The 24,959-nt window shown below is 54.7% G+C and carries 35 protein-coding genes; all 35 read left to right on the top strand.

The window, feature by feature from the left end; all coding sequences use genetic code 11:
• Nucleotides 1-49: 49 nt before the first annotated feature.
• Nucleotides 50-4,249: a DNA-directed RNA polymerase subunit beta' gene (rpoC, locus tag BVK86_RS23565; protein WP_075948677.1), complete on the top strand. Its 4,200-nt coding sequence runs from the start codon at nt 50-52 to the stop codon at nt 4,247-4,249.
• Between the two features lie 216 nt (nt 4,250-4,465).
• Nucleotides 4,466-4,837: a 30S ribosomal protein S12 gene (gene rpsL, locus BVK86_RS23560; protein WP_002555494.1), complete on the top strand. Its 372-nt coding sequence runs from the start codon at nt 4,466-4,468 to the stop codon at nt 4,835-4,837.
• Between the two features lie 117 nt (nt 4,838-4,954).
• Complete coding sequence (gene rpsG, locus BVK86_RS23555; protein WP_002555493.1) at nt 4,955-5,425, top strand: 30S ribosomal protein S7; 471 nt, start codon at nt 4,955-4,957, stop codon at nt 5,423-5,425.
• Nucleotides 5,426-5,455: 30 nt separating this feature from the next.
• On the top strand, nt 5,456-7,561 hold the full coding sequence (gene fusA / locus BVK86_RS23550) for an elongation factor G (protein WP_075948676.1): 2,106 nt from the start codon (nt 5,456-5,458) through the stop codon (nt 7,559-7,561).
• Between the two features lie 30 nt (nt 7,562-7,591).
• Nucleotides 7,592-8,785 (top strand): elongation factor Tu, encoded by a 1,194-nt coding sequence (tuf, locus tag BVK86_RS23545; protein WP_008065716.1) that lies wholly within the window; start codon nt 7,592-7,594, stop codon nt 8,783-8,785.
• Nucleotides 8,786-8,942: 157 nt separating this feature from the next.
• Nucleotides 8,943-9,254 (top strand): 30S ribosomal protein S10, encoded by a 312-nt coding sequence (gene rpsJ, locus BVK86_RS23540; RefSeq protein ID WP_003186070.1) that lies wholly within the window; start codon nt 8,943-8,945, stop codon nt 9,252-9,254.
• Nucleotides 9,255-9,334: 80 nt separating this feature from the next.
• Nucleotides 9,335-9,970: a 50S ribosomal protein L3 gene (gene rplC, locus BVK86_RS23535; RefSeq protein WP_003186059.1), complete on the top strand. Its 636-nt coding sequence runs from the start codon at nt 9,335-9,337 to the stop codon at nt 9,968-9,970.
• A 12-nt stretch (nt 9,971-9,982) separates the two neighbouring features.
• Nucleotides 9,983-10,585 (top strand): 50S ribosomal protein L4, encoded by a 603-nt coding sequence (gene rplD / locus BVK86_RS23530; RefSeq protein ID WP_003228735.1) that lies wholly within the window; start codon nt 9,983-9,985, stop codon nt 10,583-10,585.
• Nucleotides 10,582-10,881, top strand: a complete 300-nt coding sequence (gene rplW / locus BVK86_RS23525; RefSeq protein ID WP_002555488.1) for a 50S ribosomal protein L23 — start codon at nt 10,582-10,584, stop codon at nt 10,879-10,881. Before rplD ends, rplW begins: the two co-directional genes overlap by 4 nt.
• A gap of 14 nt (nt 10,882-10,895) precedes the next feature.
• Nucleotides 10,896-11,720 carry a 50S ribosomal protein L2 gene (gene rplB, locus BVK86_RS23520; RefSeq protein ID WP_008018194.1) on the top strand — a complete coding sequence of 275 codons (825 nt, stop codon included), beginning with the start codon at nt 10,896-10,898 and terminating at the stop codon, nt 11,718-11,720.
• A 16-nt stretch (nt 11,721-11,736) separates the two neighbouring features.
• The gene (gene rpsS, locus BVK86_RS23515) at nt 11,737-12,012 is read left to right on the top strand and encodes a 30S ribosomal protein S19 (protein ID WP_002555486.1); all 276 of its coding nucleotides are present in this window, start codon (nt 11,737-11,739) and stop codon (nt 12,010-12,012) included.
• An 11-nt stretch (nt 12,013-12,023) separates the two neighbouring features.
• Nucleotides 12,024-12,356, top strand: coding sequence for a 50S ribosomal protein L22 (rplV, locus tag BVK86_RS23510; RefSeq protein WP_003103908.1), 333 nt, complete (start codon nt 12,024-12,026; stop codon nt 12,354-12,356).
• Nucleotides 12,357-12,369: 13 nt separating this feature from the next.
• Nucleotides 12,370-13,056: a 30S ribosomal protein S3 gene (rpsC, locus tag BVK86_RS23505; protein ID WP_003176422.1), complete on the top strand. Its 687-nt coding sequence runs from the start codon at nt 12,370-12,372 to the stop codon at nt 13,054-13,056.
• A gap of 12 nt (nt 13,057-13,068) precedes the next feature.
• Nucleotides 13,069-13,482 carry a 50S ribosomal protein L16 gene (gene rplP / locus BVK86_RS23500; protein WP_003228729.1) on the top strand — a complete coding sequence of 138 codons (414 nt, stop codon included), beginning with the start codon at nt 13,069-13,071 and terminating at the stop codon, nt 13,480-13,482.
• Nucleotides 13,482-13,673 carry a 50S ribosomal protein L29 gene (gene rpmC / locus BVK86_RS23495; protein WP_002555481.1) on the top strand — a complete coding sequence of 64 codons (192 nt, stop codon included), beginning with the start codon at nt 13,482-13,484 and terminating at the stop codon, nt 13,671-13,673. Before rplP ends, rpmC begins: the two co-directional genes overlap by 1 nt.
• 2 nt (nt 13,674-13,675) lie before the next feature.
• Nucleotides 13,676-13,942 (top strand): 30S ribosomal protein S17, encoded by a 267-nt coding sequence (gene rpsQ / locus BVK86_RS23490; protein WP_003176419.1) that lies wholly within the window; start codon nt 13,676-13,678, stop codon nt 13,940-13,942.
• Between the two features lie 23 nt (nt 13,943-13,965).
• Nucleotides 13,966-14,334, top strand: a complete 369-nt coding sequence (rplN, locus tag BVK86_RS23485) for a 50S ribosomal protein L14 (RefSeq protein ID WP_002555479.1) — start codon at nt 13,966-13,968, stop codon at nt 14,332-14,334.
• A gap of 11 nt (nt 14,335-14,345) precedes the next feature.
• A complete protein-coding gene (gene rplX / locus BVK86_RS23480; protein WP_003186046.1) occupies nt 14,346-14,660 on the top strand; it encodes a 50S ribosomal protein L24 in 315 nt (104 codons plus the stop codon).
• Between the two features lie 20 nt (nt 14,661-14,680).
• Complete coding sequence (rplE, locus tag BVK86_RS23475; protein WP_003210069.1) at nt 14,681-15,220, top strand: 50S ribosomal protein L5; 540 nt, start codon at nt 14,681-14,683, stop codon at nt 15,218-15,220.
• A gap of 13 nt (nt 15,221-15,233) precedes the next feature.
• A complete protein-coding gene (gene rpsN / locus BVK86_RS23470) occupies nt 15,234-15,539 on the top strand; it encodes a 30S ribosomal protein S14 (RefSeq protein ID WP_003176414.1) in 306 nt (101 codons plus the stop codon).
• A 210-nt stretch (nt 15,540-15,749) separates the two neighbouring features.
• Nucleotides 15,750-16,142, top strand: coding sequence for a 30S ribosomal protein S8 (gene rpsH / locus BVK86_RS23465; protein WP_003228724.1), 393 nt, complete (start codon nt 15,750-15,752; stop codon nt 16,140-16,142).
• Between the two features lie 12 nt (nt 16,143-16,154).
• Complete coding sequence (gene rplF / locus BVK86_RS23460; RefSeq protein ID WP_003176412.1) at nt 16,155-16,688, top strand: 50S ribosomal protein L6; 534 nt, start codon at nt 16,155-16,157, stop codon at nt 16,686-16,688.
• Nucleotides 16,689-16,698: 10 nt separating this feature from the next.
• Nucleotides 16,699-17,049, top strand: a complete 351-nt coding sequence (gene rplR, locus BVK86_RS23455; RefSeq protein WP_003186037.1) for a 50S ribosomal protein L18 — start codon at nt 16,699-16,701, stop codon at nt 17,047-17,049.
• Nucleotides 17,050-17,052: 3 nt separating this feature from the next.
• Entirely contained in the window at nt 17,053-17,553 is a 501-nt protein-coding gene (gene rpsE / locus BVK86_RS23450) for a 30S ribosomal protein S5 (protein WP_003186035.1), read from the top strand.
• A gap of 2 nt (nt 17,554-17,555) precedes the next feature.
• Entirely contained in the window at nt 17,556-17,732 is a 177-nt protein-coding gene (rpmD, locus tag BVK86_RS23445; protein ID WP_003176408.1) for a 50S ribosomal protein L30, read from the top strand.
• A gap of 3 nt (nt 17,733-17,735) precedes the next feature.
• Nucleotides 17,736-18,173 carry a 50S ribosomal protein L15 gene (gene rplO, locus BVK86_RS23440; RefSeq protein WP_003228720.1) on the top strand — a complete coding sequence of 146 codons (438 nt, stop codon included), beginning with the start codon at nt 17,736-17,738 and terminating at the stop codon, nt 18,171-18,173.
• Nucleotides 18,174-19,502, top strand: coding sequence for a preprotein translocase subunit SecY (gene secY / locus BVK86_RS23435; protein ID WP_015097035.1), 1,329 nt, complete (start codon nt 18,174-18,176; stop codon nt 19,500-19,502).
• 27 nt (nt 19,503-19,529) lie between these two features.
• On the top strand, nt 19,530-19,646 hold the full coding sequence (gene rpmJ, locus BVK86_RS23430) for a 50S ribosomal protein L36 (protein ID WP_002555468.1): 117 nt from the start codon (nt 19,530-19,532) through the stop codon (nt 19,644-19,646).
• A 130-nt stretch (nt 19,647-19,776) separates the two neighbouring features.
• Nucleotides 19,777-20,133, top strand: coding sequence for a 30S ribosomal protein S13 (rpsM, locus tag BVK86_RS23425; RefSeq protein WP_009045849.1), 357 nt, complete (start codon nt 19,777-19,779; stop codon nt 20,131-20,133).
• Between the two features lie 30 nt (nt 20,134-20,163).
• Nucleotides 20,164-20,553 (top strand): 30S ribosomal protein S11, encoded by a 390-nt coding sequence (gene rpsK / locus BVK86_RS23420; RefSeq protein ID WP_002555466.1) that lies wholly within the window; start codon nt 20,164-20,166, stop codon nt 20,551-20,553.
• Nucleotides 20,554-20,571: 18 nt separating this feature from the next.
• Entirely contained in the window at nt 20,572-21,192 is a 621-nt protein-coding gene (gene rpsD / locus BVK86_RS23415; protein WP_003176404.1) for a 30S ribosomal protein S4, read from the top strand.
• 22 nt (nt 21,193-21,214) lie between these two features.
• Nucleotides 21,215-22,216: a DNA-directed RNA polymerase subunit alpha gene (locus tag BVK86_RS23410; RefSeq protein ID WP_007970428.1), complete on the top strand. Its 1,002-nt coding sequence runs from the start codon at nt 21,215-21,217 to the stop codon at nt 22,214-22,216.
• Nucleotides 22,217-22,258: 42 nt separating this feature from the next.
• Nucleotides 22,259-22,645, top strand: coding sequence for a 50S ribosomal protein L17 (gene rplQ / locus BVK86_RS23405; RefSeq protein WP_007970429.1), 387 nt, complete (start codon nt 22,259-22,261; stop codon nt 22,643-22,645).
• Between the two features lie 209 nt (nt 22,646-22,854).
• Nucleotides 22,855-24,309 carry a catalase gene (locus tag BVK86_RS23400; RefSeq protein WP_075948675.1) on the top strand — a complete coding sequence of 485 codons (1,455 nt, stop codon included), beginning with the start codon at nt 22,855-22,857 and terminating at the stop codon, nt 24,307-24,309.
• Between the two features lie 149 nt (nt 24,310-24,458).
• A complete protein-coding gene (gene bfr, locus BVK86_RS23395; protein WP_025109504.1) occupies nt 24,459-24,923 on the top strand; it encodes a bacterioferritin in 465 nt (154 codons plus the stop codon).
• The last annotated feature ends 36 nt before the right edge of the window (nt 24,924-24,959 follow it).

Genomic DNA, 24,959 nt, shown 5'->3' with positions numbered 1-24,959 from the left:
GAGAGCGGGGCAGGATTGCCCGCTCTCTGCTCCGCCAGGAGGAAAGGCCTTGAAAGACCTACTGAATTTGCTGAAAAACCAGGGTCAAGTCGAAGAGTTCGACGCCATCCGTATCGGATTGGCATCGCCTGAGATGATCCGTTCGTGGTCGTTCGGTGAAGTTAAAAAGCCGGAAACCATTAACTACCGTACGTTCAAACCTGAGCGTGACGGCCTGTTCTGCGCCAAGATCTTTGGCCCGGTAAAGGATTACGAGTGCCTGTGCGGTAAGTACAAGCGCTTGAAGCATCGCGGTGTGATCTGCGAGAAGTGCGGCGTAGAAGTCGCGCTGGCAAAAGTTCGTCGTGAGCGCATGGCGCACATCGAACTGGCCTCGCCTGTTGCCCATATCTGGTTTTTGAAATCGCTGCCGTCCCGTATCGGCTTGCTGATGGACATGACCCTGCGTGATATCGAGCGCGTTCTCTACTTCGAGAGCTATGTCGTTATCGATCCAGGCATGACTACCCTTGAAAAAGGTCAGCTGCTGAACGACGAGCAGTACTTCGAAGCGCTGGAAGAGTTCGGCGACGATTTCGATGCCCGCATGGGTGCCGAAGCTGTTCGTGAACTGCTGCACGCGATCGACCTGGAGCACGAGATTGGCCGTCTGCGCGAAGAAATTCCGCAAACCAACTCCGAAACCAAGATCAAGAAGCTGTCCAAGCGTCTTAAGTTGATGGAAGCCTTCCAGGGTTCCGGCAACCTTCCAGAGTGGATGGTGCTGACCGTTCTGCCGGTTCTGCCGCCAGATCTGCGTCCACTGGTCCCGCTGGATGGCGGTCGCTTCGCGACTTCCGACCTCAACGATCTGTATCGTCGAGTGATCAATCGTAACAACCGTTTGAAGCGCCTGCTGGATCTGTCCGCACCGGACATCATCGTGCGCAACGAAAAGCGTATGTTGCAGGAAGCTGTCGACGCACTGCTCGACAACGGTCGTCGTGGCCGCGCTATCACCGGTTCCAACAAGCGTCCTCTGAAATCCCTGGCTGACATGATCAAGGGTAAGCAGGGTCGTTTCCGTCAGAACTTGCTCGGTAAGCGTGTTGACTACTCCGGTCGTTCGGTTATTACCGTAGGCCCGACTCTGCGTCTGCACCAGTGCGGTCTGCCGAAGAAGATGGCTCTCGAGCTGTTCAAGCCTTTCATTTTCGGCAAGCTGGAAATGCGTGGTCTGGCTACCACCATCAAAGCCGCCAAGAAGATGGTTGAGCGCGAGCTGCCGGAAGTTTGGGACGTTCTCGCTGAAGTGATTCGCGAACACCCGGTTCTTCTCAACCGTGCACCGACCCTTCACCGTCTGGGTATCCAGGCGTTTGAACCGGTACTGATCGAAGGTAAGGCTATCCAGCTGCACCCTCTGGTCTGCGCCGCGTACAACGCCGACTTCGACGGCGACCAAATGGCCGTGCACGTACCGCTGACGCTGGAAGCCCAGCTGGAAGCGCGTGCGTTGATGATGTCGACCAACAACATTCTGTCGCCAGCCAACGGTGAGCCAATCATCGTTCCGTCGCAGGACGTTGTATTGGGTCTGTACTACATGACTCGTGAAGCGATCAACGCCAAAGGCGAAGGTCGTGTGTTCGCGGATCTGCAGGAAGTTGACCGCGTGTTCCGTGCCGGCGAAGCCGCACTGCACGCTAAAGTCAAAGTGCGGATCAACGAAACCGTCAACGACCGTGACGGCGGCAGCGTGACCAGCACCCGTATCGTCGACACTACTGTCGGCCGTGCGCTGTTGTTCCAGGTTGTGCCAAAAGGTCTGTCGTACGACGTCGTCAACCTGCCGATGAAGAAAAAGGCGATCTCCAAGCTGATCAACCAGTGCTACCGCGTGGTTGGTCTGAAAGAGACCGTGATCTTCGCTGACCAGTTGATGTACACCGGTTTTGCCTATTCGACCATTTCCGGCGTTTCCATCGGCGTTAACGACTTCGTTATCCCGGATGAAAAAGCCCGCATCATTGGTGCTGCTACCGATGAAGTGAAAGAAATCGAAAGTCAGTACGCCTCCGGCCTGGTAACCCAGGGCGAGAAGTACAACAAAGTGATCGACCTTTGGTCCAAGGCGAACGACGAAGTTTCCAAGGCAATGATGGCCAACCTCTCGAAAGAGAAAGTCATCGACCGCCATGGCGTCGAAGTCGACCAGGAGTCTTTTAACTCGATGTACATGATGGCCGACTCGGGTGCGCGGGGTTCCGCGGCACAGATTCGTCAGCTGGCCGGTATGCGTGGCCTGATGGCCAAGCCGGACGGTTCCATCATTGAAACGCCGATTACTGCGAACTTCCGTGAAGGTTTGAGCGTACTTCAGTACTTCATCTCGACTCACGGTGCTCGTAAAGGTCTGGCGGATACCGCGTTGAAAACGGCGAACTCGGGTTACCTGACTCGTCGTCTGGTAGACGTTGCGCAAGATCTGGTTGTAACCGAGATCGATTGCGGCACCGAACACGGTCTGCTGATGACTCCGCACATTGAAGGCGGTGACGTTGTAGAACCGCTGGGTGAGCGCGTATTGGGTCGTGTTATTGCCCGTGACGTATTCAAGCCAGGTACCGAGGACGTTATCGTTCCTGCCGGCACGCTGGTAGACGAGAAGTGGGTTGAATTCATCGAGCTGAACAGCATCGACGAAGTGATCGTGCGTTCGCCGATCAGCTGCGAAACCCGCTACGGCATTTGTGCCAAATGCTACGGCCGTGACTTGGCTCGTGGTCACCAGGTGAACATCGGTGAAGCTGTCGGCGTAATCGCTGCTCAGTCGATCGGTGAGCCGGGTACCCAGCTGACGATGCGTACGTTCCACATCGGTGGTGCGGCAAGCCGGACCTCCGCTGCTGACAGCGTTCAGGTGAAGAATGGCGGTACTGTCCGTCTGCACAACCTGAAGCACGTTGAGCGAGTGGATGGTCACCTGGTTGCTGTGTCCCGTTCCGGTGAGCTGGCCATCGCTGATGACTTCGGTCGTGAGCGTGAGCGTTACAAGCTGCCATACGGTGCTGTGATTTCGGTTAAAGAAGGTGACAAGGTCGACGCTGGCGCAATCGTGGCCAAGTGGGATCCGCACACTCACCCAATCGTTACCGAAATGAAAGGTACCGTGACCTACGTGGGTATGGAAGAAGGCATCACGATCAAGCGTCAGACTGACGAATTGACCGGTATGACCAACATTGAAGTACTCGATGCCAAAGACCGTCCAGCGGCGGGTAAGGATATCCGTCCTGCCGTGAAGATGGTCGACGACAACGGCAAGGATCTGTTGCTGCCAGGCACTGACGTTATCGCTCAGTACTTCCTGCCAGCCAACGCCTTGGTCGGTGTAGCGGATGGTGCGAAGATCGCCATCGGTGACGTTATCGCTCGTATCCCGCAAGAGACTTCGAAGACCCGTGACATCACCGGTGGTCTGCCGCGTGTTGCCGACTTGTTCGAAGCTCGTCGTCCGAAGGAAGCGTCGATTCTGGCTGAAGTCAGCGGCACCATCGCGTTCGGTAAAGAGACCAAGGGCAAGCGCCGTCTGGTCATTACTCCGAACGACGGTAGCGATCCGTATGAAGAGCTGATTCCGAAGTGGCGTCACCTGAACGTGTTCGAAGGCGAGCAGGTAAACCGCGGCGAAGTTATCTCCGACGGCCCGAGCGATCCACACGACATCCTGCGTCTGCTGGGTGTGAGTGCGCTGGCCAAGTACATCGTTAACGAGATCCAGGATGTTTACCGTCTGCAAGGCGTGAAGATCAACGATAAGCACATCGAGACCATCCTGCGTCAGATGCTGCGTAAAGTTGAAATTGCTGAATCCGGCGATTCCAGTTTCATCAAGGGCGACCAGATGGAATTGACTCACGTTCTGGTAGAGAACGAGCGCCTGGCGACTGAAGACAAATTTGTCTCCAAGTTCACTCGCGTTCTGCTGGGTATCACCAAGGCATCGCTGTCCACCGAATCGTTCATCTCGGCGGCTTCCTTCCAGGAAACCACTCGCGTACTGACCGAAGCGGCGGTAACCGGCAAGCGCGATTACCTGCGCGGCCTGAAAGAAAACGTGGTCGTGGGTCGTCTGATCCCGGCTGGTACCGGCCTGGCTTATCACAGCGAGCGTAAGCGTCGTCGTGATGCCGACAAGCCGTTGCGCGTAAGCGCCAGTGAAGTGGAAGCTGCACTGACCGAAGCGCTGAACTCTAGCGGTAACTGAGTTCTGCGATAAATGAGCGTAAGGCCCTGGCAGCTCCGTTCATCGAATCCAGACAATTTGTCGAGGTTCGATGGGTGGAGAGGTCGGGGCCTTGCCTTGACTGGGGACAAGATCCTCTTTAGACTCTTGTACCCCTAAATTTGGCGGGGATTCGTTCCTGCCATTTTGCTTTTCTTGCAAGACAATAGCGTCGCAAGACAACAGTGGAGCTAGTAGATGGCAACTATCAACCAGCTGGTACGTCAGCCGCGTAAGCGTATCGTCGAGAAATCCGACGTACCTGCGCTGCAGAACTGCCCGCAACGTCGTGGCGTGTGCACCCGTGTGTATACCACTACGCCGAAAAAACCTAACTCGGCACTGCGTAAAGTATGCCGTGTGCGTCTGACCAACGGTTTCGAGGTTTCCTCGTACATCGGTGGTGAAGGCCACAACCTGCAAGAGCACAGCGTGGTACTGATCCGCGGCGGTCGTGTAAAAGACTTGCCGGGTGTTCGTTATCACACCGTTCGCGGTTCTTTGGATACTTCCGGCGTTAAAGGTCGTAACCAGGGTCGTTCGAAGTACGGTACCAAGAAGCCTAAGTAGTAGCGGCTTTTTGTAAAACTGATTTTCTATTTTCTGAGTCGATAAGAGTAAGGTCGGAGGCGTCCCGTACAGGGCACCGATTCCGAGCGAACCTGAAGACCGTTTGAGGGCTTATCCATGCCAAGAAGACGCGTAGCAGCCAAGCGCGAAGTGCTTGACGATCCAAAATACGGAAGCCAAATCCTGGCCAAGTTCATGAACCACGTGATGGAAAGCGGCAAGAAAGCCGTTGCCGAGCGTATCGTTTATGGCGCGCTGGAAAAGGTTAAAGAACGCAAGAACAGCGACCCCCTGGAAATCTTCGAGAAAGCTCTCGACGCCATCGCTCCGCTGGTCGAAGTAAAGTCGCGCCGTGTAGGCGGCGCTACTTACCAGGTTCCGGTTGAAGTTCGTCCGTCCCGTCGTAACGCTCTGGCAATGCGCTGGTTGGTAGACTTCGCCCGTAAGCGCGGCGAGAAGTCTATGGCTCTGCGTTTGGCTGGCGAACTGTTGGACGCTGCCGAAGGTAAAGGTGCTGCAGTTAAGAAGCGTGAAGACGTGCACCGTATGGCTGAAGCTAACAAAGCTTTCTCGCACTACCGCTTCTAATTTTAGCGTCACTAATTTTGCGAGGGCTTTATGGCTCGTACTACACCGATTAATCGCTACCGTAACATTGGTATCGTTGCTCACGTGGATGCTGGTAAAACCACCACCACCGAGCGCGTCCTTTTTTACACTGGCAAAAGCCACAAGATGGGCGAAGTGCATGACGGCGCTGCGACCACTGACTGGATGGTGCAGGAGCAGGAGCGTGGTATTACCATTACTTCTGCTGCCATTACCGCCTTCTGGCAGGGTTCGGCCAAGCAGCACAAAGACCAATACCGCTTCAACGTCATCGATACCCCGGGCCACGTAGACTTCACTATTGAAGTTGAGCGTTCCCTGCGCGTACTCGACGGTGCTGTCGTTGTGTTCTGTGGTACTTCCGGCGTTGAGCCGCAGTCCGAAACCGTATGGCGTCAAGCCAACAAATACGGTGTTCCGCGTATCGTTTACGTGAACAAAATGGACCGTGCCGGCGCGAACTTCCTGCGCGTGATCGCTCAGATCAAGCAGCGTCTGGGTCACACTCCTGTGCCGATCCAGTTGGCTATCGGTTCCGAAGACAACTTCCAGGGTCAGATCGATCTGATGACCATGGAAGCTGTTTACTGGAACGATGCTGACAAAGGCATGACTCCACGTCGCGAAGCTATCCCTGCTGAACTGCAGGAGCTGGCTGAAGAGTGGCGCAGCAACATGGTTGAGGCTGCGGCCGAAGCCAGCGAAGAGCTGATGAACAAGTACCTCGAAGGTGAAGAGCTCACCACCGAGGAAATCAAGGCCGCTCTGCGTCAGCGTACTATTGCTGGTGAGATCGTTCTGGCTGTTTGCGGTTCTTCCTTCAAGAACAAGGGTGTTCCTCTGGTTCTCGACGCCGTTATCGACTACCTGCCTGCACCAACTGACATTCCTGCCATCAAGGGTACTGACCCGGATGACGAGGAAAAGCAGATGGAGCGTCACGCGGACGACAACGAGCCGTTCTCGGCTCTGGCGTTCAAGATCGCTACTGACCCGTTCGTGGGTACCTTGACCTTCGTTCGAGTTTACTCGGGCGTGTTGGCCTCCGGCGACGGCGTGATCAACTCGGTTAAAGGCAAGAAAGAGCGCGTGGGTCGTATGGTGCAAATGCACGCAAACGCCCGTGAAGAGATCAAGGAAGTACGCGCTGGTGACATCGCGGCCCTGATCGGCATGAAGGACGTCACCACTGGTGAAACCTTGTGCAACGCTGACAAGCCAATCATCCTGGTTCGCATGGACTTCCCGGAGCCGGTTATTTCGGTTGCCGTTGAGCCTAAGACCAAGGATGACCAGGAAAAAATGGGTATCGCTCTGGGCAAACTAGCTCAGGAAGACCCGTCTTTCCGCGTAAAAACTGATGAAGAGACTGGTCAAACGATCATCTCTGGCATGGGCGAGTTGCACTTGGACATCCTGGTTGACCGGATGCGCCGCGAGTTCAACGTCGAAGCCAACATCGGTAAGCCTCAGGTTTCCTATCGTGAGCGCATCACGAAGAGCTGCGAAATCGAAGGCAAGTTCGTTCGTCAGTCCGGCGGTCGTGGCCAGTTCGGTCATTGCTGGATTCGTTTTGCACCTGCTGACGAAGGTCAGGAAGGTCTGCAATTCCTGAACGAAGTAGTGGGTGGTGTGGTTCCTAAGGAATACATCCCGGCTATCCAGAAGGGTATCGAAGAGCAGATGAAGAACGGTGTTGTTGCCGGCTATCCGCTGATCGGCCTGAAGGCTACCGTGTTTGATGGTTCTTACCACGACGTCGACTCGAACGAGATGGCGTTTAAGGTGGCTGCTTCCATGGCGACCAAGCAACTGGCCCAGAAGGGCGGTGGTGAGTTGCTCGAGCCGATCATGGCGGTAGAGGTTGTTACGCCTGAAGACTATATGGGTGACGTGATGGGCGACCTGAACCGTCGTCGCGGCATGATTCTGGGTATGGAAGATACGGTTTCCGGTAAGGTTATCCGTGCTGAAGTTCCGTTGGGCGAGATGTTCGGTTATGCGACCGACGTTCGTTCGATGTCTCAGGGTCGCGCAAGCTACTCTATGGAATTCAAAAAATACAATACGGCTCCGTCGCACATCGTCGAAACCGTTACCAAAAAACAAGGCTGATTCAGTCCTTTAGGCAAGGAGTTAATTGTCGTGGCTAAAGAAAAATTTGATCGTTCCCTACCGCACGTCAACGTTGGCACCATCGGTCACGTTGACCACGGTAAAACCACTCTGACCGCTGCTCTGACTCGCGTCTGCTCCGAAGTTTTCGGTTCGGCCGTAGTTGAATTCGACAAGATCGACAGCGCGCCAGAAGAAAAGGCTCGTGGTATCACCATCAACACCGCGCACGTCGAGTACAACTCGAACATTCGTCACTACGCTCACGTTGACTGCCCAGGTCACGCTGACTACGTGAAGAACATGATCACCGGTGCTGCCCAGATGGACGGCGCCATCCTGGTTTGCTCGGCCGCTGATGGTCCGATGCCACAAACCCGTGAGCACATCCTGCTGTCCCGTCAGGTAGGCGTTCCGTACATCGTGGTTTTCCTGAACAAGGCTGACCTGGTAGACGACGCTGAGCTGTTGGAACTGGTTGAGATGGAAGTTCGCGACCTGCTGTCCACCTATGACTTCCCAGGCGACGACACTCCGATCATCATCGGTTCTGCTCGTATGGCGCTGGAAGGCAAAGACGACAACGAAATGGGCACCACTGCCGTTCGTAAGCTGGTTGAGACTCTGGATACCTACATCCCAGAGCCAGAGCGTGCTATCGACAAGCCATTCCTGATGCCAATCGAAGACGTATTCTCGATCTCGGGTCGCGGTACTGTTGTGACTGGTCGTATCGAGCGCGGTATCGTTCGCGTTCAAGATGCACTGGAAATCGTTGGTCTGCGTGACACCACCACCACCACCTGCACCGGTGTTGAGATGTTCCGCAAGCTGCTCGACGAAGGTCGTGCTGGCGAGAACTGCGGCGTTCTGCTGCGTGGCACCAAGCGTGACGACGTTGAGCGTGGTCAGGTTCTGGTTAAGCCGGGTTCGGTTAAGCCGCACACCAAGTTCACCGCAGAAGTTTACGTTCTGAGCAAGGAAGAAGGCGGTCGTCACACTCCGTTCTTCAAAGGCTACCGTCCACAGTTCTACTTCCGTACTACTGACGTGACCGGTAACTGCGAGCTGCCAGAAGGCGTTGAAATGGTAATGCCGGGTGACAACATTCAGATGACTGTTACCCTGATCAAAACCATCGCAATGGAAGACGGTCTGCGCTTCGCTATTCGTGAAGGCGGCCGTACCGTTGGTGCTGGCGTTGTAGCTAAAATCATCGAGTAAGCATCTCTTTTGAGATAGCTTCGATGCTTTGAAAGGCCCCCGCTCAGCGGGGGCTTTTTTATTGGGTTGACACCTATCTGGGGCGTCTATAGAATTGCGCCTCCTTTTAACGGGCGTATTGCGCCCGGTGGGAATAGCAGCCGGAGTCTGAAATCCAATGCAAAATCAGCAAATCCGTATCAGGTTGAAGGCTTTCGACCATCGCCTGATCGACCAATCAACCCAGGAAATCGTGGAAACCGCGAAACGTACTGGTGCTCAAGTGCGTGGTCCAATTCCACTGCCTACCCGTAAAGAGCGGTTCACCGTTCTGGTCTCCCCGCACGTCAACAAAGACGCGCGTGACCAGTACGAGATCCGTACTCATAAGCGCGTTCTGGACATTGTCCAGCCAACGGATAAAACCGTTGATGCTCTTATGAAGCTTGATCTTGCGGCCGGTGTGGAAGTGCAGATCAGCCTCGGCTAAGACTCGGTCTTAGTCGTGTAACGCTCTGAAATGGGCGGCCATAGCGGGTGAAAGCCCCGTACACTCATGAGGTTTACAACATGACTATTGGTGTAGTCGGTCGTAAATGCGGTATGACCCGTATTTTCACCGAAGAAGGTGTCTCCATTCCGGTCACGGTCATTGAGATCGAGCCGAATCGCGTCACCCAGTTCAAAACTGAAGAGACCGATGGCTATCGTGCAGTGCAAGTCACTGTCGGCGAGCGTCGCGCTTCGCGTGTAACAGCAGCTCAGGCTGGCCACTTCGCTAAAGCGAACGTTGCCGCTGGTCGTACCGTAATGGAATTCCGCCTTGAAGAAGGCGAGTACCAGGCCGGCGATCTGATCAACGCTGAAATCTTCGCCGCTGGTCAACTGGTTGATGTAACCGGTCAGTCCAAGGGTAAAGGCTTCCAGGGTACGATCAAGCGTTGGAATTTCCGCGGGCAAGATAACACCCACGGTAACTCCGTATCCCACCGCGTTCCAGGCTCTATCGGCCAGTGCCAGACTCCTGGTCGTGTATTCAAGGGCAAAAAAATGTCCGGTCATATGGGCGCTGAGCGCGTGACCGTGCAGTCCCTCGAAGTAGTGCGCGTGGACGCTGAACGCAATCTGTTGTTGGTCAAGGGCGCTGTTCCTGGCGCTACTGGCGGCAACTTGGTTGTACGTCCAGCAGCCAAGGCTCGCGGTTAAGGGGAAGCTGACATGCAATTAAATGTAAATGACGCTCAAGCGATCGAAGTTTCCGAACTGACATTTGGCGGCGAGTTTAACGAGACGCTGGTTCACCAAGCAGTCGTGGCCTACATGGCCGGCGGCCGTCAAGGTAGCAAGCAGCAAAAGACCCGTTCCGACGTTCGTGGTGGCGGTAAGCGCCCATGGCGTCAGAAAGGTACTGGCCGTGCTCGTGCCGGTACTATCCGTAGCCCAATCTGGCGTGGCGGCGGTACCACTTTCGCAGCTCGTCCTCAGGATCACTCCCAGAAGCTGAACAAGAAGATGTATCGCGCAGCAATGCGTTCCATCCTTGCTGAGCTGGTGCGTACTGATCGTCTGGTCGTGGTTCAGGATTTCGCCGTTGAAACGCCGAAAACCAAAGACCTGCTGGGCAAACTGAACAACATGAGCCTGACCGACGTTCTGATCGTGTCGGACGCTGTTGATCAGAACCTGTACCTGGCTGCTCGTAACCTGCCACACGTAGATGTACGTGACGTGCAAGGTTCCGATCCAGTTAGTCTGATCGCATACGACAAGGTGTTGATCACCGTGTCGGCCGTGAAGAAATTCGAGGAGCTGCTGGGATGAACCAGGAACGCGTATTTAAAGTTCTGCTTGGCCCGCACGTTTCCGAGAAGGCTACGGTTCTGGCAGACAAGAAAGGCCAGTTCGTTTTCAAGGTTGCTACTGACGCAACCAAGCTGGAAATCAAGAAGGCCGTCGAAAGCCTGTTCAGCGTGAAAGTAGAGCGTGTTACTACCCTGAATGTTCTGGGTAAGAGCAAGCGTACTGCTCGCGGTCTGGGCAAGCGTAATGACTGGAAGAAGGCAGTTATCTCCCTTCAGCCAGGCCAAGATCTCGATTTCAGCAGCAGTGCTGAGTAAGGAAGGGGTGCATCATGGCAATCGTTAAATGCAAACCGACTTCCCCTGGCCGCCGTTTTGTGGTCAAGGTGGTCAACCAGGAGCTGCATAAAGGCGCTCCTCACGCACCGCTGCTCGAGAAGAAGTCGAAGACTGGTGGTCGTAACAACAATGGCCGTATTACCACTCGTCACATCGGTGGTGGTCATAAGCAGCATTACCGTATGGTCGATTTCCGTCGCAACGACAAAGATGGCATCGTCGCCACTGTCGAGCGTATCGAATACGATCCAAACCGTACTGCTCACATCGCACTGCTCTGCTACGCAGACGGCGAGCGCCGTTACATCATCGCCCCTAAGGGTGTGAGTGCTGGCGACACGCTGATCGCAGGTGCCCTGGCTCCAATCAAGCCAGGCAACGCTCTGCAACTGCGCAACATTCCAGTTGGTTCTACCGTACACGGCATCGAACTGAAGCCAGGTAAAGGCGCACAGATCGCTCGTTCCGCTGGTGCTTCGGCTCAGCTGATCGCTCGTGAAGGCGTTTACGTTACCCTGCGTCTGCGTTCCGGTGAAATGCGTAAAGTCCTGGCTGAATGCCGTGCGACCCTGGGCGAAGTCTCGAACTCCGAGCACAGCCTGCGTTCGCTGGGTAAAGCGGGTGCCAAACGCTGGCGTGGCGTTCGCCCAACCGTTCGTGGTGTTGCCATGAACCCGGTTGACCACCCACATGGTGGTGGTGAAGGTCGTACCTCTGGTGGTCGTCATCCGGTATCGCCATGGGGCTTCCCGACTAAGGGCGCGAAGACTCGTGGTAATAAGCGTACCGACAAAATGATCGTCCGTCGTCGCAAGTAAATAGAGGGATACGACAGTGCCACGTTCTCTGAAAAAAGGTCCTTTTATCGATCTTCACCTACTGAAGAAGATCGAAGTGGCGGCGGAAAAGAACGATCGCAAACCAGTTAAAACCTGGTCGCGTCGTTCGATGATCCTGCCACAAATGGTCGGTTTGACCATCGCAGTACACAACGGTCGTCAACACGTCCCAGTTCTCGTTAACGAAGACATGGTCGGCCACAAACTGGGCGAGTTCGCCGGTACCCGCACTTATCGCGGGCACGTGGCAGACAAGAAAGCCAAGCGTTAAGGGGTTAGGAAATGGAAGTAGCCGCTAAGTTGTCGGGCGCTCGAATCTCCGCCCAGAAAGCCCGCTTGGTCGCCGACCAGATCCGCGGGAAGAAGGTGGGCGAAGCGCTCAACCTGTTGGCTTTCAGCAGTAAGAAAGCCGCCGAGATCATGAAGAAAGTGCTGGAGTCGGCCGTAGCCAACGCCGAGCATAACGAAGGCGCAGACGTTGATGACCTGAAGGTCAGCACCGTTTTCGTCAACGAAGGGCGTTCGCTGAAGCGCATCATGCCACGTGCCAAAGGCCGTGCTGATCGCATCGTCAAGCGGTCTTGCCATATCACTGTCAAGGTTGCTGACAAGTAACGGAGTCGAAGAGATGGGTCAGAAAGTACATCCCATTGGCATTCGCCTGGGAATCGTCAAGGAGCACACCTCCGTCTGGTACGCAGACGGTCGGACTTATGCGGACTACTTGTTCGCTGATCTGAAGGTGCGTGAGTATCTCCAAGACAAACTAAAAAGCGCGTCCGTAAGCCGTATCGATATCCATCGTCCGGCCCAAACTGCACGTATCACCATCCACACCGCTCGTCCAGGTATCGTTATCGGGAAGAAAGGTGAAGATGTTGAGAAACTGCGTCAGGACCTGACCAAGCAAATGGGTGTGCCTGTGCACATCAATATCGAAGAGATCCGTAAGCCGGAGCTCGACGGTATGCTGGTTGCGCAGAGCGTAGCTCAGCAGCTGGAGCGTCGCGTAATGTTCCGTCGCGCTATGAAGCGCGCTGTACAGAACGCCATGCGCATTGGTGCCAAAGGCATCAAAATCCAAGTGAGCGGTCGTCTCGGCGGTGCTGAAATCGCACGTACTGAATGGTATCGCGAAGGTCGTGTGCCATTGCACACCCTGCGTGCCGACATCGACTATGCCAACTACGAAGCTCACACCACTTATGGTGTGATCGGTGTAAAGGTTTGGATCTTCAAAGGCGAAGTAATTGGTGGTCGCCAAGAAGAACTGAAACCACAAGCACCAGCGCCTCGTAAAAAAGCTGCTAAGTAAGGGGTACGCCAAATGTTGCAACCAAAGCGTACGAAGTTCCGCAAGCAAATGACTGGTCACAACCGTGGCCTGGCATTGCGCGGTAGCAAAGTCAGCTTCGGCGAGTTCGCGCTGAAGTCTGTTGCTCGCGGTCGTCTCACCGCTCGTCAGATCGAGTCAGCGCGTCGTGCTCTGACCCGTCACGTAAAACGTGGCGGCAAGATCTGGATCCGTGTATTCCCGGACAAGCCGATCTCCAAAAAGCCTCTCGAGGTTCGTATGGGTAAAGGTAAGGGTAACGTGGAATACTGGGTTGCCCAGATTCAGCCAGGCAAAGTCCTGTATGAAATCGAGGGTGTTTCTGAAGAGCTGGCGCGTGAGGCTTTCGCCCTGGCTGCTGCAAAGCTGCCGCTCGCCACCTCCTTTGTTAAACGGACGGTGATGTGATGAAAGCGAATGAACTTCGTGAAAAATCCGCACAGCAGCTGAACGAGCAACTGCTCGGCCTGCTGCGCGACCAGTTCAATCTGCGCATGCAGAAAGCAACTGGCCAGTTGGGGCAGTCTCATCTGCTCTCGCAAGTTAAGCGTGACATCGCTCGCGTGAAGACTGTGCTCAACCAGCAGGCAGGTAAGTAATCATGGCTGAAGCCGAAAAAACTGTCCGTACGCTGACTGGCCGTGTTGTCAGCGACAAGATGGACAAAACCATCACCGTTCTGATCGAGCGTCGCGTTAAGCACCCGATCTACGGTAAATACGTTAAGCGTTCGACTAAGCTGCACGCGCACGACGAAACCAATCAGTGCCACATCGGCGACAAAGTCACTATTCGTGAAACTCGTCCTTTGGCCAAGACCAAGTCTTGGGCGCTGGTTGATGTTCTCGAACGCGCTGTGGAAGTCTAAGGACTAGGGGTCGGAGAAATTATATGATTCAGACTCAATCCATGCTCGATGTGGCCGATAACAGCGGCGCTCGCCGTGTTATGTGCATCAAGGTGCTGGGTGGCTCCCATCGTCGTTACGCTGGTATCGGTGACATCATCAAAGTTACCGTCAAGGAAGCAATTCCTCGCGGTAAAGTGAAAAAAGGCCAAGTGATGACTGCTGTTGTCGTCCGCACTCGTCACGGCGTACGTCGTGCTGATGGCTCCATTATCCGCTTTGATGGCAACGCTGCTGTTCTTCTGAACAACAAGCAAGAGCCGATCGGCACCCGTATCTTTGGGCCAGTGACCCGTGAACTTCGTACTGAGAAGTTCATGAAGATCGTCTCGCTCGCCCCAGAAGTGCTGTAAGGAGATCCGACATGCAAAAGATTCGTCGTGACGACGAGATCATCGTGATCGCCGGCAAAGACAAAGGTAAGCGCGGTAAGGTGCTGAAGGTTCTTGCTGACAACCGTCTGGTTGTTGGTGGTCTGAACCTGGTCAAGCGTCATACCAAGCCTAACCCGATGTCGGGCGTACAAGGCGGTATCGTCGAGAAAGAAGCGCCACTGCACGCTTCCAACGTCGCCATCTTCAACGGCGAAACCAACAAGGCTGACCGCGTTGGTTTCAAAGTAGAAGACGGTAAGAAAATTCGTGTCTTCAAGTCGACCCAAAAAGCGGTTGATGCTTGAACACTGCTAGGTAGAAGACCATGGCACGACTAAAAGAGATTTACCGGAAGGAAATCGCTCCGAAACTTAAGGAAGAACTTAAGCTTTCGAACGTGATGGAAGTTCCGCGCGTTACCAAAATCACCCTGAACATGGGTCTGGGCGAAGCGATCGGCGACAAAAAAGTCATCGAGCACGCTGTTGCTGACCTGGAAAAGATCACCGGCCAGAAAGTCGTTGTGACCTACGCTCGCAAATCCATCGCTGGCTTTAAAGTCCGTGAAGGTTGGCCGATCGGCGTCAAAGTGACCCTGCGCCGTGAGCGTATGTACGAGTTCCTGGATCGTCTGCTGTCGATCTCCCTGCCTCGGGTTCGCGACTTCCGCGGCCTGAATGCCAAGTCCTTCGATGGTCGTGGTAACTACAGCATGGGCGTAAAAGAGCAGATCATCTTCCCGGAAATCGACTACGACAAGATCGATGCTCTCCGCGGTCTGGACATTACCCTGACCACCACTGCCAAGAACGATGATGAAGGCCGCGCTCTGCTGCGTGCGTTCAAATTCCCGTTCCGCAACTGATTGGAGTAGGACCATGGCCAAGATGAGCATGAAAAACCGCGAGCTGAAGCGTCAGCTCACGGTTGCCAAGTACGCCAAAAAGCGTGCAGCACTGAAAGCAATCATCGTTGATCTGAACGCAAGTCCAGAAGCGCGTTGGGAAGCTACAGTAGCCCTGCAGAAGCAGCCACGTGACGCAAGCGCTTCGCGCATGCGCAACCGCTGCCGCCTGACCGGTCGTCCACACGGCGTTTACCGCAAGTTCGGCCTTGGCCGTAACAAACTGCGTGAAGCGGCAATGCGTGGTGACGTACCAGGTCTGGTTAAAGCCAGCTGGTAAGTACTGTCAAAGTCTCGGTGTTCGGGTTCGCAAGATCCTGACCGCCGGTGGCCTTGAATCTGAATCAAGCCCCTTTTGGGGCTTGATTCATTTCTGGGGTGTGTCTAGAATACCCGGCTCGCCTGAGCCCGTGTTTTTATACGCTCGGAGATTCTCGGCGACACGTAGTAGCCGCAAGGCTAATTTTTCTGTATTAGGAGCGTCTAGCCCATGAGTATGCAGGACCCGTTAGCGGACATGCTAACTCGAATCCGTAATGCCCAGATGGCTGAAAAGTCCGTCGTAAGCATGCCATCTTCTACTTTGAAGGTAGCTGTTGCCAAAGTCCTGAAGGACGAAGGTTACATTGCGGGTTATCAGATCAGCAGCGAAACCAAACCACTGCTGTCTATCGAGCTGAAATATTTCGAAGGCCGTCCGGTTATCGAAGAAGTGAAGCGCGTTAGCCGTCCAGGCCTGCGTCAGTACAAGTCCGTCGAAGATCTGCCGAAAGTTCGTGGCGGTCTCGGTGTGTCTATCGTCTCCACCAACAAGGGTGTGATGACTGATCGTGCTGCGCGCGCTGCCGGTGTCGGCGGCGAAGTTCTTTGCACTGTGTTCTAAGGGGGGATAAGCATGTCTCGCGTCGCTAAGAACCCCGTTAAGCTGCCAGCCGGTGTCGAAGTAAAATTCGCAGGCCAACAGCTTTCGGTGAAGGGTGCCAAGGGCACTCTCGAACTGAACATCCATTCGTCCGTTGAGATCGTTGAAGAAGCCGGTGAGCTGCGTTTTGCTGCTCGCAATGGCGATCAGCAGACTCGCGCAATGGCTGGTACCACTCGTGCGTTGGTAAACAACATGGTCCAAGGCGTAAGCCAAGGCTTCGAGCGCAAGCTCCAGCTGGTCGGTGTTGGTTACAAAGCGCAAGCTAAAGGCACAGTGCTGAACCTGGCTCTTGGCTTCTCGCACCCAGTGGATTACGAACTGCCGGAAGGCATCACCGCTGAGACTCCTAGCCAGACCGATATCCTGATCAAGGGCATCGACAAGCAGCTGGTAGGTCAAGTGGCCGCCGAGATCCGCGACTTCCGTCCACCAGAGCCGTACAAAGGCAAAGGTGTGCGCTACGCGGACGAAGTCGTCCGTCGTAAAGAAGCCAAGAAGAAGTAGGGCATAGCAAATGACCGACAAAAAAGTTACTCGACTGCGTCGCGCTCGCAAAGCACGCCTGAAAATGCACGAACTCGAAGTCGTGCGTCTCTGCGTGTTCCGCTCTTCGCAGCACATCTACGCCCAGGTCATTTCGGCCGACGGCAACAAAGTCCTGGCAAGTGCCTCGACTTTGGATAAAGAACTGCGTGATGGCGCCACTGGCAACATCGACGCGGCCACTAAGGTTGGCCAGCTGGTCGCTACGCGTGCTAAGGCCGCTGGCGTCTCGCAGGTGGCTTTCGACCGCTCTGGCTTCAAGTACCACGGCCGCGTTAAAGCGCTGGCTGATGCTGCTCGTGAAGCTGGGCTGGAGTTCTAAGTTATGTCAAATAACGACCAAAAGCGCGACGAAGGCTACATTGAGAAGCTGGTTCAAGTTAACCGCGTAGCCAAAACCGTTAAAGGCGGCCGTATCTTCACTTTCACCGCGTTGACCGTGGTTGGTGATGGTAAGGGCCGTGTTGGCTTCGGCCGTGGCAAGTCGCGTGAAGTGCCTGCTGCGATCCAGAAGGCAATGGAAGCTGCTCGCCGCAACATGATCCAGGTTGATCTGAACGGCACCACTCTGCAGTACGCAATGAAGTCCGCGCACGGCGCTTCGAAGGTGTACATGCAGCCTGCTTCTGAAGGTACCGGTATCATCGCTGGCGGCGCAATGCGTGCCGTTCTCGAAGTTGCTGGCGTTCAGAACGTTCTGGCCAAGTGCTACGGCTCGACTAACCCGGTAAACGTGGTTCACGCCACTTTCAAGGGTTTGAAAGCAATGCAGTCTCCTGAATCCATTGCCGCCAAGCGTGGCAAAAGCGTCAAGGAGATCTTCTGATCATGGCTACCGTAAAAGTAACGCTGATCAAAAGCATGACCGGCCGCATCCCTAACCACAAGCTGTGCGTTAAGGGTCTGGGTCTGCGTCGCATCGGTCACACTGTAGAAGTCCAGGATACTCCCGAGAATCGCGGGATGATCAACAAGGCTTACTACATGCTGCGTGTCGAGGGTTAATCGATGAAACTCAATGATCTGAGTCCAGCGCCGGGTTCCCGTCGCGAAAAGCATCGTCCGGGCCGTGGTATCGGTAGTGGTTTGGGTAAGACTGGTGGCCGTGGTCACAAAGGTCAAACCTCCCGCTCCGGTGGCACCATTGCTCCAGGCTTTGAAGGCGGTCAACAGCCGCTGCATCGTCGCCTGCCGAAGTTCGGTTTCGTTTCCCTGAAAGCCATGGACCGCGCAGAAGTGCGTCTGTCCGAGCTGGCTAAAGTAGAAGGCGACATCGTCACCGTGCAGTCCCTGAAAGATGCCAACGTGATTAACGTCAACGTACAGCGTGTGAAAATCATGCTGTCCGGTGAGGTGACTCGCGCTGTCACTATCGGCAAGGGAATCGGCGCCACCAAAGGTGCGCGTGCGGCTATCGAAGCAGCTGGCGGCAAGTTCGAGGAATAAATGGCTAAGCAAGGTGCTCTCTCTGCGCTCGGCAAAGGCGGTATGTCTGAACTTTGGGCTCGTCTGCGTTTTCTGTTCCTGGCGATTATCGTCTACCGAATAGGCGCACACATCCCGGTTCCAGGTATCAACCCGGACCGACTCGCGGACCTGTTTCGACAGAATGAGGGGACCATTCTTAGCTTGTTCAACATGTTTTCCGGCGGCGCGCTGGAACGGATGAGCATCTTTGCACTGGGGATCATGCCGTACATTTCGGCATCGATCATCATGCAACTGATGACAGCCGTCAGCCCGCAGCTGGAACAGTTGAAGAAGGAAGGTGAAGCTGGCCGTCGCAAGATCAGCCAGTACACCCGCTACGGCACTGTCGTCCTCGCTCTCGTTCAAGCCATTGGCATGTCCATCGGTTTGGCGGGGCAGGGCGTTTCGTTCACTGCTGACTTCAGCTTTCATTTCGTTGCGGTAACCACATTTGTGGCTGGTGCGATGTTCATGATGTGGCTGGGTGAGCAGATCACTGAGCGCGGTGTAGGCAACGGTATCTCGATGTTGATTTTCGCAGGTATCGTCGCCGGTCTTCCGAGAGCGATCGGGCAGTCTTTCGAGTCTGCGCGTCAGGGTGATATCAACATCTTTGCCCTGGTTGCCATCGGTTTGCTGGCAGTAGCGATTATCGGTTTCGTGGTGTTCATTGAGCGTGGTCAGCGTCGTATTGCTGTTCACTACGCCAAGCGTCAGCAAGGCCGTAAGGTGTTTGCTGCGCAGACTAGCCACTTGCCGCTGAAGGTGAATATGGCCGGTGTTATTCCGGCTATTTTCGCGAGCAGCATTTTGCTGTTCCCGGCTTCGTTGGGTGCCTGGTTCGGTCAGTCTGAAGGTATGGGCTGGTTGCAGGACATCTCGCAGTCGATCGCTCCTGGTCAGCCGTTGAATATTCTGCTGTTTAGTGCAGGGATTATTTTCTTCTGCTTCTTCTATACGGCGTTGATGTTCAATCCGAAAGACGTAGCGGAAAACCTGAAGAAGTCCGGTGCCTTTATTCCGGGCATCCGTCCAGGTGAGCAGTCTGCGCGCTACATTGATGGCGTTCTGACTCGTTTGACCATGTTCGGTGCTCTATACATGACGGCCGTGTGCCTGCTGCCCCAGTTCCTGGTGGTTGCAGCCAACGTTCCGTTCTACCTTGGCGGGACCTCGTTGCTGATCGTCGTCGTGGTTGTGATGGACTTCATGTCCCAAGTACAATCGCACCTCGTTTCGCACCAGTACGAATCCCTGATGAAGAAAGCCAACCTGAAGGGTTACGGCAGCGGCATGTTGCGCTGAGTACCCATAAGGTTCGAGGAGTTGGTGATGAAAGTTCGTGCATCGGTGAAAAAGCTGTGCCGTAACTGCAAGATTATTCGCCGCGAAGGTGTTGTTCGAGTAATTTGCAGCGCGGAACCGCGTCACAAACAGCGCCAAGGCTGAGTGTGATTGTGCTTCAAGCCCGGTAGCTAGTGCGCTACCGGGTTGATTATTTGTTATTACAGCGATATTATCTCGCGCCCTATTTCTTGGCTTCCGGGGCGTAGGTAGCTGTCAATTGGAGTCCCACTGAATGGCCCGTATTGCAGGCGTTAACATTCCAGATAACAAGCATACTGTTATCTCGCTGACCTACATCTATGGTGTTGGTCGCACTACTGCACAGAAAATTTGTGCAGAAACTGGGGTAAACCCAGCAGCAAAGATCAAAGATCTGAGCGACGAGCAAATTGAACAGCTGCGTGGCGAAGTGGCGAAGTTCACCACTGAAGGTGACCTGCGTCGCGAAATCAACATGAAAATCAAGCGCTTGATGGACCTCGGTTGCTATCGCGGTCTGCGTCATCGTCGTGGTCTTCCAGTACGCGGTCAGCGTACCAAGACCAACGCGCGTACCCGTAAAGGTCCGCGTAAGCCGATCCGCAAGTAATCGCCCCAGCGAATCGACAGGAATTTAATCATGGCAAAACCTGCTGCTCGTCCTCGTAAAAAAGTTAAAAAGACAGTGGTTGATGGCATCGCCCACATCCATGCATCTTTTAACAACACCATCGTGACCATTACCGACCGTCAAGGTAACGCTCTTTCCTGGGCTACCTCCGGTGGTTCGGGTTTCCGCGGTTCCCGCAAGTCCACCCCGTTCGCTGCTCAAGTAGCGGCTGAACGTGCTGGTCAAGCTGCGCTGGAATACGGCCTGAAAAACCTCGACGTTAACGTCAAAGGTCCAGGTCCAGGTCGTGAATCCGCAGTCCGCGCTTTGAACGGCTGTGGCTACAAGATCGCCAGCATCACCGACGTGACGCCAATCCCGCACAACGGGTGCCGTCCGCCGAAGAAGCGCCGCGTGTAATCCAGGAGATTGTAAAGAATGGCTCGTTACATTGGTCCAAAATGCAAACTCGCTCGTCGCGAAGGCACCGATCTCTTCCTGAAGAGCGGCGTGCGCGCGATCGAATCGAAGTGCAACATTGAAGCAGCACCTGGTATCCACGGCCAACGCCGCGGTCGCCAGTCCGATTACGGCACCCAACTGCGTGAAAAGCAGAAGGTCCGTCGTATCTACGGCGTTCTCGAGCGTCAATTCAGCGGCTACTACAAAGAAGCTGCTGGCAAGAAAGGTGCAACCGGTGAAAACCTGCTGCAACTGCTCGAATGCCGTCTGGACAACGTTGTATACCGTATGGGCTTTGGTTCGACTCGTGCCGAATCCCGTCAGCTGGTATCGCACAAGTCGATCAGCGTAAACGGTCAGACCGTTAACGTTCCGTCCTACCAGGTTCGTGCTGGTGACGTGGTTGCTGTTCGCGAGAAAGCAAAAAACCAACTTCGCATTGTCCAAGCTCTCGATCTGTGTGCCCAACGTGGCCGCGTAGAATGGGTAGAAGTAGACACTGAGAAGAAGTCGGGCGTTTTCAAGAACGTTCCAGCTCGCAGTGATCTGTCCGCCGACATCAACGAAAGCCTGATTGTCGAGCTCTACTCCAAGTAAGGGCTAGAAAATAGGTGCATCCATGCAGATTTCGGTAAATGAGTTCCTGACACCCCGCCACATTGATGTGCAGGTTGTCAGTCCAACCCGCGCCAAGATCACGCTCGAGCCTCTCGAGCGTGGCTTTGGCCACACCCTGGGCAACGCGCTGCGCCGCATCCTGTTGTCCTCAATGCCTGGCTGTGCAGTAGTCGAGGCCGAGATTGACGGTGTGCTCCACGAGTACAGCGCCATCGAAGGTGTACAGGAAGACGTAATTGAAATCCTGTTGAACCTTAAAGGTCTGGCTATCAAGCTGCACGGCCGTGACGAAGTTACGCTGACCTTGTCGAAGAAGGGTTCGGGGGTGGTTACCGCTGCCGATATTCAGCTGGATCATGATGTCGAGATCGTTAATCCCGATCACGTAATCGCTAACCTGGCGTCTAACGGCGCCCTGAACATGAAGCTCGTAGTAGCTCGTGGTCGTGGTTATGAACCAGCCGACTCGCGTCAGAGCGATGAAGATGAAAGCCGCAGCATCGGTCGCTTGCAGCTTGACTCTTCGTTCAGCCCGGTTCGCCGTATCGCATACGTGGTGGAAAACGCCCGTGTCGAGCAGCGTACCAACCTGGACAAGCTGGTTATTGATCTGGAAACCAACGGTACTCTGGATCCTGAAGAGGCTATCCGCCGCGCTGCAACCATCCTGCAACAGCAGTTGGCTGCGTTCGTCGACCTCAAAGGTGACAGTGAGCCAGTGGTTGTCGAGCAGGAAGACGAGATCGATCCGATCCTGCTTCGCCCGGTTGACGATCTGGAACTGACTGTACGTTCGGCTAACTGCCTTAAGGCGGAAAACATTTACTACATCGGCGACCTGATTCAGCGTACCGAAGTAGAACTGTTGAAGACTCCGAACCTGGGCAAGAAATCCTTGACTGAAATCAAGGACGTTCTGGCCTCCCGCGGTCTGTCCCTCGGCATGCGCCTCGACAACTGGCCGCCTGCAAGTCTTAAGAAGGACGACAAGGCGACTGCCTGATCGTCGTAATCACCGAACGTAGTGTTTGGTAAGGAATGAACCATGCGTCATCGTAAAAGTGGTCGTCACCTGAGCCGCACCAGCTCGCACCGCAAGGCCATGTTCCAAAACATGGCGGTGTCGCTGTTCGAGCACGAGCTGATCAAAACTACTCTGCCAAAAGCTAAAGAACTGCGCCGCGTTGCCGAGCCGCTGATCACTTTGGCCAAGACAGATAGCGTTGCTAACCGCCGTCTGGCTTTCGACCGTACTCGTTCGAAAGCTATCGTTGGTAAGCTCTTCAACGACCTGGGCAAGCGTTACGCTACCCGTGAGGGTGGCTACCTGCGCATCCTCAAGTGCGGTTTCCGCGCTGGCGACAACGCGCCTATGGCGTACGTCGAGTTGGTTGATCGTGCTACTGCTGGCGAAGCTGTATCTGCCGAGTAAGACGTCAGTCTGAAACAAAAAACCGGGCCTAGTGCCCGGTTTTTTGTGCGCGCTCGAAAAGTTCGCCAGACGGATTGATCGCTGGAAGACCGGTTAGGTTTTTTCTATCGATTGGTAACAGTCAATGAATTAGAAGATGTCATCTTGATCATTGATACTTCTTCTCAGCCGATTAGTCGGCAGTTCAGACCGACAAAGGAAGAGATCGCATGAGCCAAAATAAAACGCTTACCACCGCCAGCGGCGCTCCTGTCGCCGACAACCAGAATTCTCGCTCCGCCGGCCCACGTGGCCCGTTGCTGCTCGACGATTTTCATCTGATCGAAAAGCTCGCCCACTTTAACCGCGAAAACATCCCCGAGCGCCGGGTACATGCCAAAGGCTCGGGTGCTTACGGGACTTTTACCGTTACGCGTGATGTCACTCAATACACCAGCGCCAAACTCTTCGAGTCTGTAGGCAAGCAAACTCCGACGTTTCTGCGTTTCTCCACCGTGGGTGGTGAGCGTGGTTCCGCGGACACTGAGCGCGATCCCCGCGGCTTTGCCTTGAAGTTCTACACCGAAGAAGGCAACTGGGACATTGTTGGCAATAACACGCCCGTTTTCTTCATTCGTGATCCGCTGAAATTCCCTGACTTTATCCACACGCAAAAACGTCTGCCGCAGAGCAACCTCAAAAGCGCTCAGGCGATGTGGGACTTCTGGTCGCACTCTCCGGAAGCACTGCATCAGGTCACGATCCTGTTTTCAGATCGTGGCATTCCTGATGGTTACCGCCACATGCACGGCTTTGGTAGTCACACTTATAGCCTGATTAATGCCAGCGGCGAGCGTCATTGGGTCAAGTGGCACTACAAGACCCAGCAAGGGATCAAGAACCTGGCACCGGCAGATGCTGCGCGCCTGGCGGGTACGGATCCGGATTACGCTCAGCGCGACCTGTTTGAGGCTATCGAGCGCGGTGACTTCCCGAAATGGAGCGTGTGCATCCAGATCATGACCGAAGCCCAGGCTGCGGCTCATTATGAAAACCCGTTTGATGTCACCAAGACCTGGTCGCAGAAAGAGTTTCCGCTGATCGAAGTCGGCGTGCTGGAACTCAATCGCAACCCGCTCAATTACTTCGCTGAAGTTGAGCAAGCCGCTTTCGGCCCTAGCAATATGGTGCCGGGTGTAGGCCTGTCGCCAGATCGCATGCTGCAGGGGCGTGTTTTCGCCTATGCGGATGCGCACCGCTACCGTATAGGCACTAATCACCAGCAACTGCCGGTGAATGCGCCTCGTAGTCCGCTAAACACTTATCAGCGCGATGGTTCGATGGCGTTTGGGAGCAATGGCGGTGCAGCTCCGAACTACGAGCCAAACAGCTACATGGAGTCGCCTAAACAGGCACCTCGCTACGCCGAGCCTGCATTGGCGTTGAGCGGCGCTGCTGATCGCTACGATCATCGTGAGGATACCGACTACTACAGTCACGCCGGTGCGCTGTTCCGGTTGATGAGCGATGAGCAGAAAAACCTGCTGGTCAGCAATATCGCTGGAGCGATGGCGGGCGTATCAAGTGATGTGGTCGACCGTCAGCTGCAGCATTTCTTCAAGGCTGACCCGGCGTATGGAGAAGCAATCGCAAAGCTGCTCAACGTACAGCTTAACGAAGTCTAAATGAGAAGCAGAACCGCCCTTGATTGGGCGGTTTTTGCGTTATTTCAACCACTTTTCTCAGAATATCTTCGCTTTTATCGCGTAAACGGAGTGACCAATCCTCCTTCGTGGTTCAAACTACAGTCTTTCAAGCAGGGAGATGTAGGGCGATGCAAGGCCACCCAGACGTTATCGATTACCTCAACACGTTGCTGACCGGCGAGCTGGCAGCGCGTGATCAATATTTCGTCCATTCGCGGATGTATGAGGACTGGGGTTTCACCAAGCTCTACGAACGTATCAACCACGAGATGGAAGAAGAAGCAGGTCATGCTGATGCTTTGATGCGTCGCATCCTGATGCTCGAAGGTACGCCACGCATGCGTCCGGACGATCTTGATGTCGGTACAACCGTACCGGAGATGCTCGAGGCGGATTTGCGTCTTGAGTACAAAGTCCGCGCCGCACTGTGCAAAGGCATTGAACTCTGCGAGCAGCACAAGGATTACGTCAGTCGCGAAATCTTGCGTATTCAGCTCAATGACACTGAAGAAGATCACACCTATTGGCTGGAAAAGCAGTTGGGTCTGATCAAATTGATCGGCCTCGAGAACTACCTGCAATCACACACTTGATTGCACAACGGATATAAAAAAGCCCCTGTCACTGAT

The sequence above is a fragment of the Pseudomonas reinekei genome (assembly GCF_001945365.1).
GTDB classification, from domain to species: Bacteria; Pseudomonadota; Gammaproteobacteria; order Pseudomonadales; family Pseudomonadaceae; genus Aquipseudomonas; species Aquipseudomonas reinekei.
Note: the sequence above shows the minus strand (reverse complement) of the source record. Positions and strands in the feature narration are given on the sequence as shown.

Bases quoted from the DNA above. Each gene is read 5' to 3' on its own strand.
- rpsL (WP_002555494.1), top strand. From the start codon at position 4,466: ATGGCAACTATCAACCAGCTGGTACGTCAGCCGCGTAAGCGTATCGTC.
- rpsG (WP_002555493.1), top strand. From the start codon at position 4,955: ATGCCAAGAAGACGCGTAGCAGCCAAGCGCGAAGTGCTTGACGATCCA.
- fusA (WP_075948676.1), top strand. From the start codon at position 5,456: ATGGCTCGTACTACACCGATTAATCGCTACCGTAACATTGGTATCGTT.
- rpsJ (WP_003186070.1), top strand. From the start codon at position 8,943: ATGCAAAATCAGCAAATCCGTATCAGGTTGAAGGCTTTCGACCATCGC.
- rplC (WP_003186059.1), top strand. From the start codon at position 9,335: ATGACTATTGGTGTAGTCGGTCGTAAATGCGGTATGACCCGTATTTTC.
- rplD (WP_003228735.1), top strand. From the start codon at position 9,983: ATGCAATTAAATGTAAATGACGCTCAAGCGATCGAAGTTTCCGAACTG.
- rplW (WP_002555488.1), top strand. From the start codon at position 10,582: ATGAACCAGGAACGCGTATTTAAAGTTCTGCTTGGCCCGCACGTTTCC.
- rplB (WP_008018194.1), top strand. From the start codon at position 10,896: ATGGCAATCGTTAAATGCAAACCGACTTCCCCTGGCCGCCGTTTTGTG.
- rplV (WP_003103908.1), top strand. From the start codon at position 12,024: ATGGAAGTAGCCGCTAAGTTGTCGGGCGCTCGAATCTCCGCCCAGAAA.
- rpsC (WP_003176422.1), top strand. From the start codon at position 12,370: ATGGGTCAGAAAGTACATCCCATTGGCATTCGCCTGGGAATCGTCAAG.
- rplP (WP_003228729.1), top strand. From the start codon at position 13,069: ATGTTGCAACCAAAGCGTACGAAGTTCCGCAAGCAAATGACTGGTCAC.
- rpmC (WP_002555481.1), top strand. From the start codon at position 13,482: ATGAAAGCGAATGAACTTCGTGAAAAATCCGCACAGCAGCTGAACGAG.
- rpsQ (WP_003176419.1), top strand. From the start codon at position 13,676: ATGGCTGAAGCCGAAAAAACTGTCCGTACGCTGACTGGCCGTGTTGTC.
- rplN (WP_002555479.1), top strand. From the start codon at position 13,966: ATGATTCAGACTCAATCCATGCTCGATGTGGCCGATAACAGCGGCGCT.
- rplX (WP_003186046.1), top strand. From the start codon at position 14,346: ATGCAAAAGATTCGTCGTGACGACGAGATCATCGTGATCGCCGGCAAA.
- rplE (WP_003210069.1), top strand. From the start codon at position 14,681: ATGGCACGACTAAAAGAGATTTACCGGAAGGAAATCGCTCCGAAACTT.
- rpsN (WP_003176414.1), top strand. From the start codon at position 15,234: ATGGCCAAGATGAGCATGAAAAACCGCGAGCTGAAGCGTCAGCTCACG.
- rpsH (WP_003228724.1), top strand. From the start codon at position 15,750: ATGAGTATGCAGGACCCGTTAGCGGACATGCTAACTCGAATCCGTAAT.
- rplF (WP_003176412.1), top strand. From the start codon at position 16,155: ATGTCTCGCGTCGCTAAGAACCCCGTTAAGCTGCCAGCCGGTGTCGAA.
- rplR (WP_003186037.1), top strand. From the start codon at position 16,699: ATGACCGACAAAAAAGTTACTCGACTGCGTCGCGCTCGCAAAGCACGC.
- rpsE (WP_003186035.1), top strand. From the start codon at position 17,053: ATGTCAAATAACGACCAAAAGCGCGACGAAGGCTACATTGAGAAGCTG.
- rpmD (WP_003176408.1), top strand. From the start codon at position 17,556: ATGGCTACCGTAAAAGTAACGCTGATCAAAAGCATGACCGGCCGCATC.
- rplO (WP_003228720.1), top strand. From the start codon at position 17,736: ATGAAACTCAATGATCTGAGTCCAGCGCCGGGTTCCCGTCGCGAAAAG.
- secY (WP_015097035.1), top strand. From the start codon at position 18,174: ATGGCTAAGCAAGGTGCTCTCTCTGCGCTCGGCAAAGGCGGTATGTCT.
- rpmJ (WP_002555468.1), top strand. From the start codon at position 19,530: ATGAAAGTTCGTGCATCGGTGAAAAAGCTGTGCCGTAACTGCAAGATT.
- rpsM (WP_009045849.1), top strand. From the start codon at position 19,777: ATGGCCCGTATTGCAGGCGTTAACATTCCAGATAACAAGCATACTGTT.
- rpsK (WP_002555466.1), top strand. From the start codon at position 20,164: ATGGCAAAACCTGCTGCTCGTCCTCGTAAAAAAGTTAAAAAGACAGTG.
- rpsD (WP_003176404.1), top strand. From the start codon at position 20,572: ATGGCTCGTTACATTGGTCCAAAATGCAAACTCGCTCGTCGCGAAGGC.
- BVK86_RS23410 (WP_007970428.1), top strand. From the start codon at position 21,215: ATGCAGATTTCGGTAAATGAGTTCCTGACACCCCGCCACATTGATGTG.
- rplQ (WP_007970429.1), top strand. From the start codon at position 22,259: ATGCGTCATCGTAAAAGTGGTCGTCACCTGAGCCGCACCAGCTCGCAC.
- BVK86_RS23400 (WP_075948675.1), top strand. From the start codon at position 22,855: ATGAGCCAAAATAAAACGCTTACCACCGCCAGCGGCGCTCCTGTCGCC.
- bfr (WP_025109504.1), top strand. From the start codon at position 24,459: ATGCAAGGCCACCCAGACGTTATCGATTACCTCAACACGTTGCTGACC.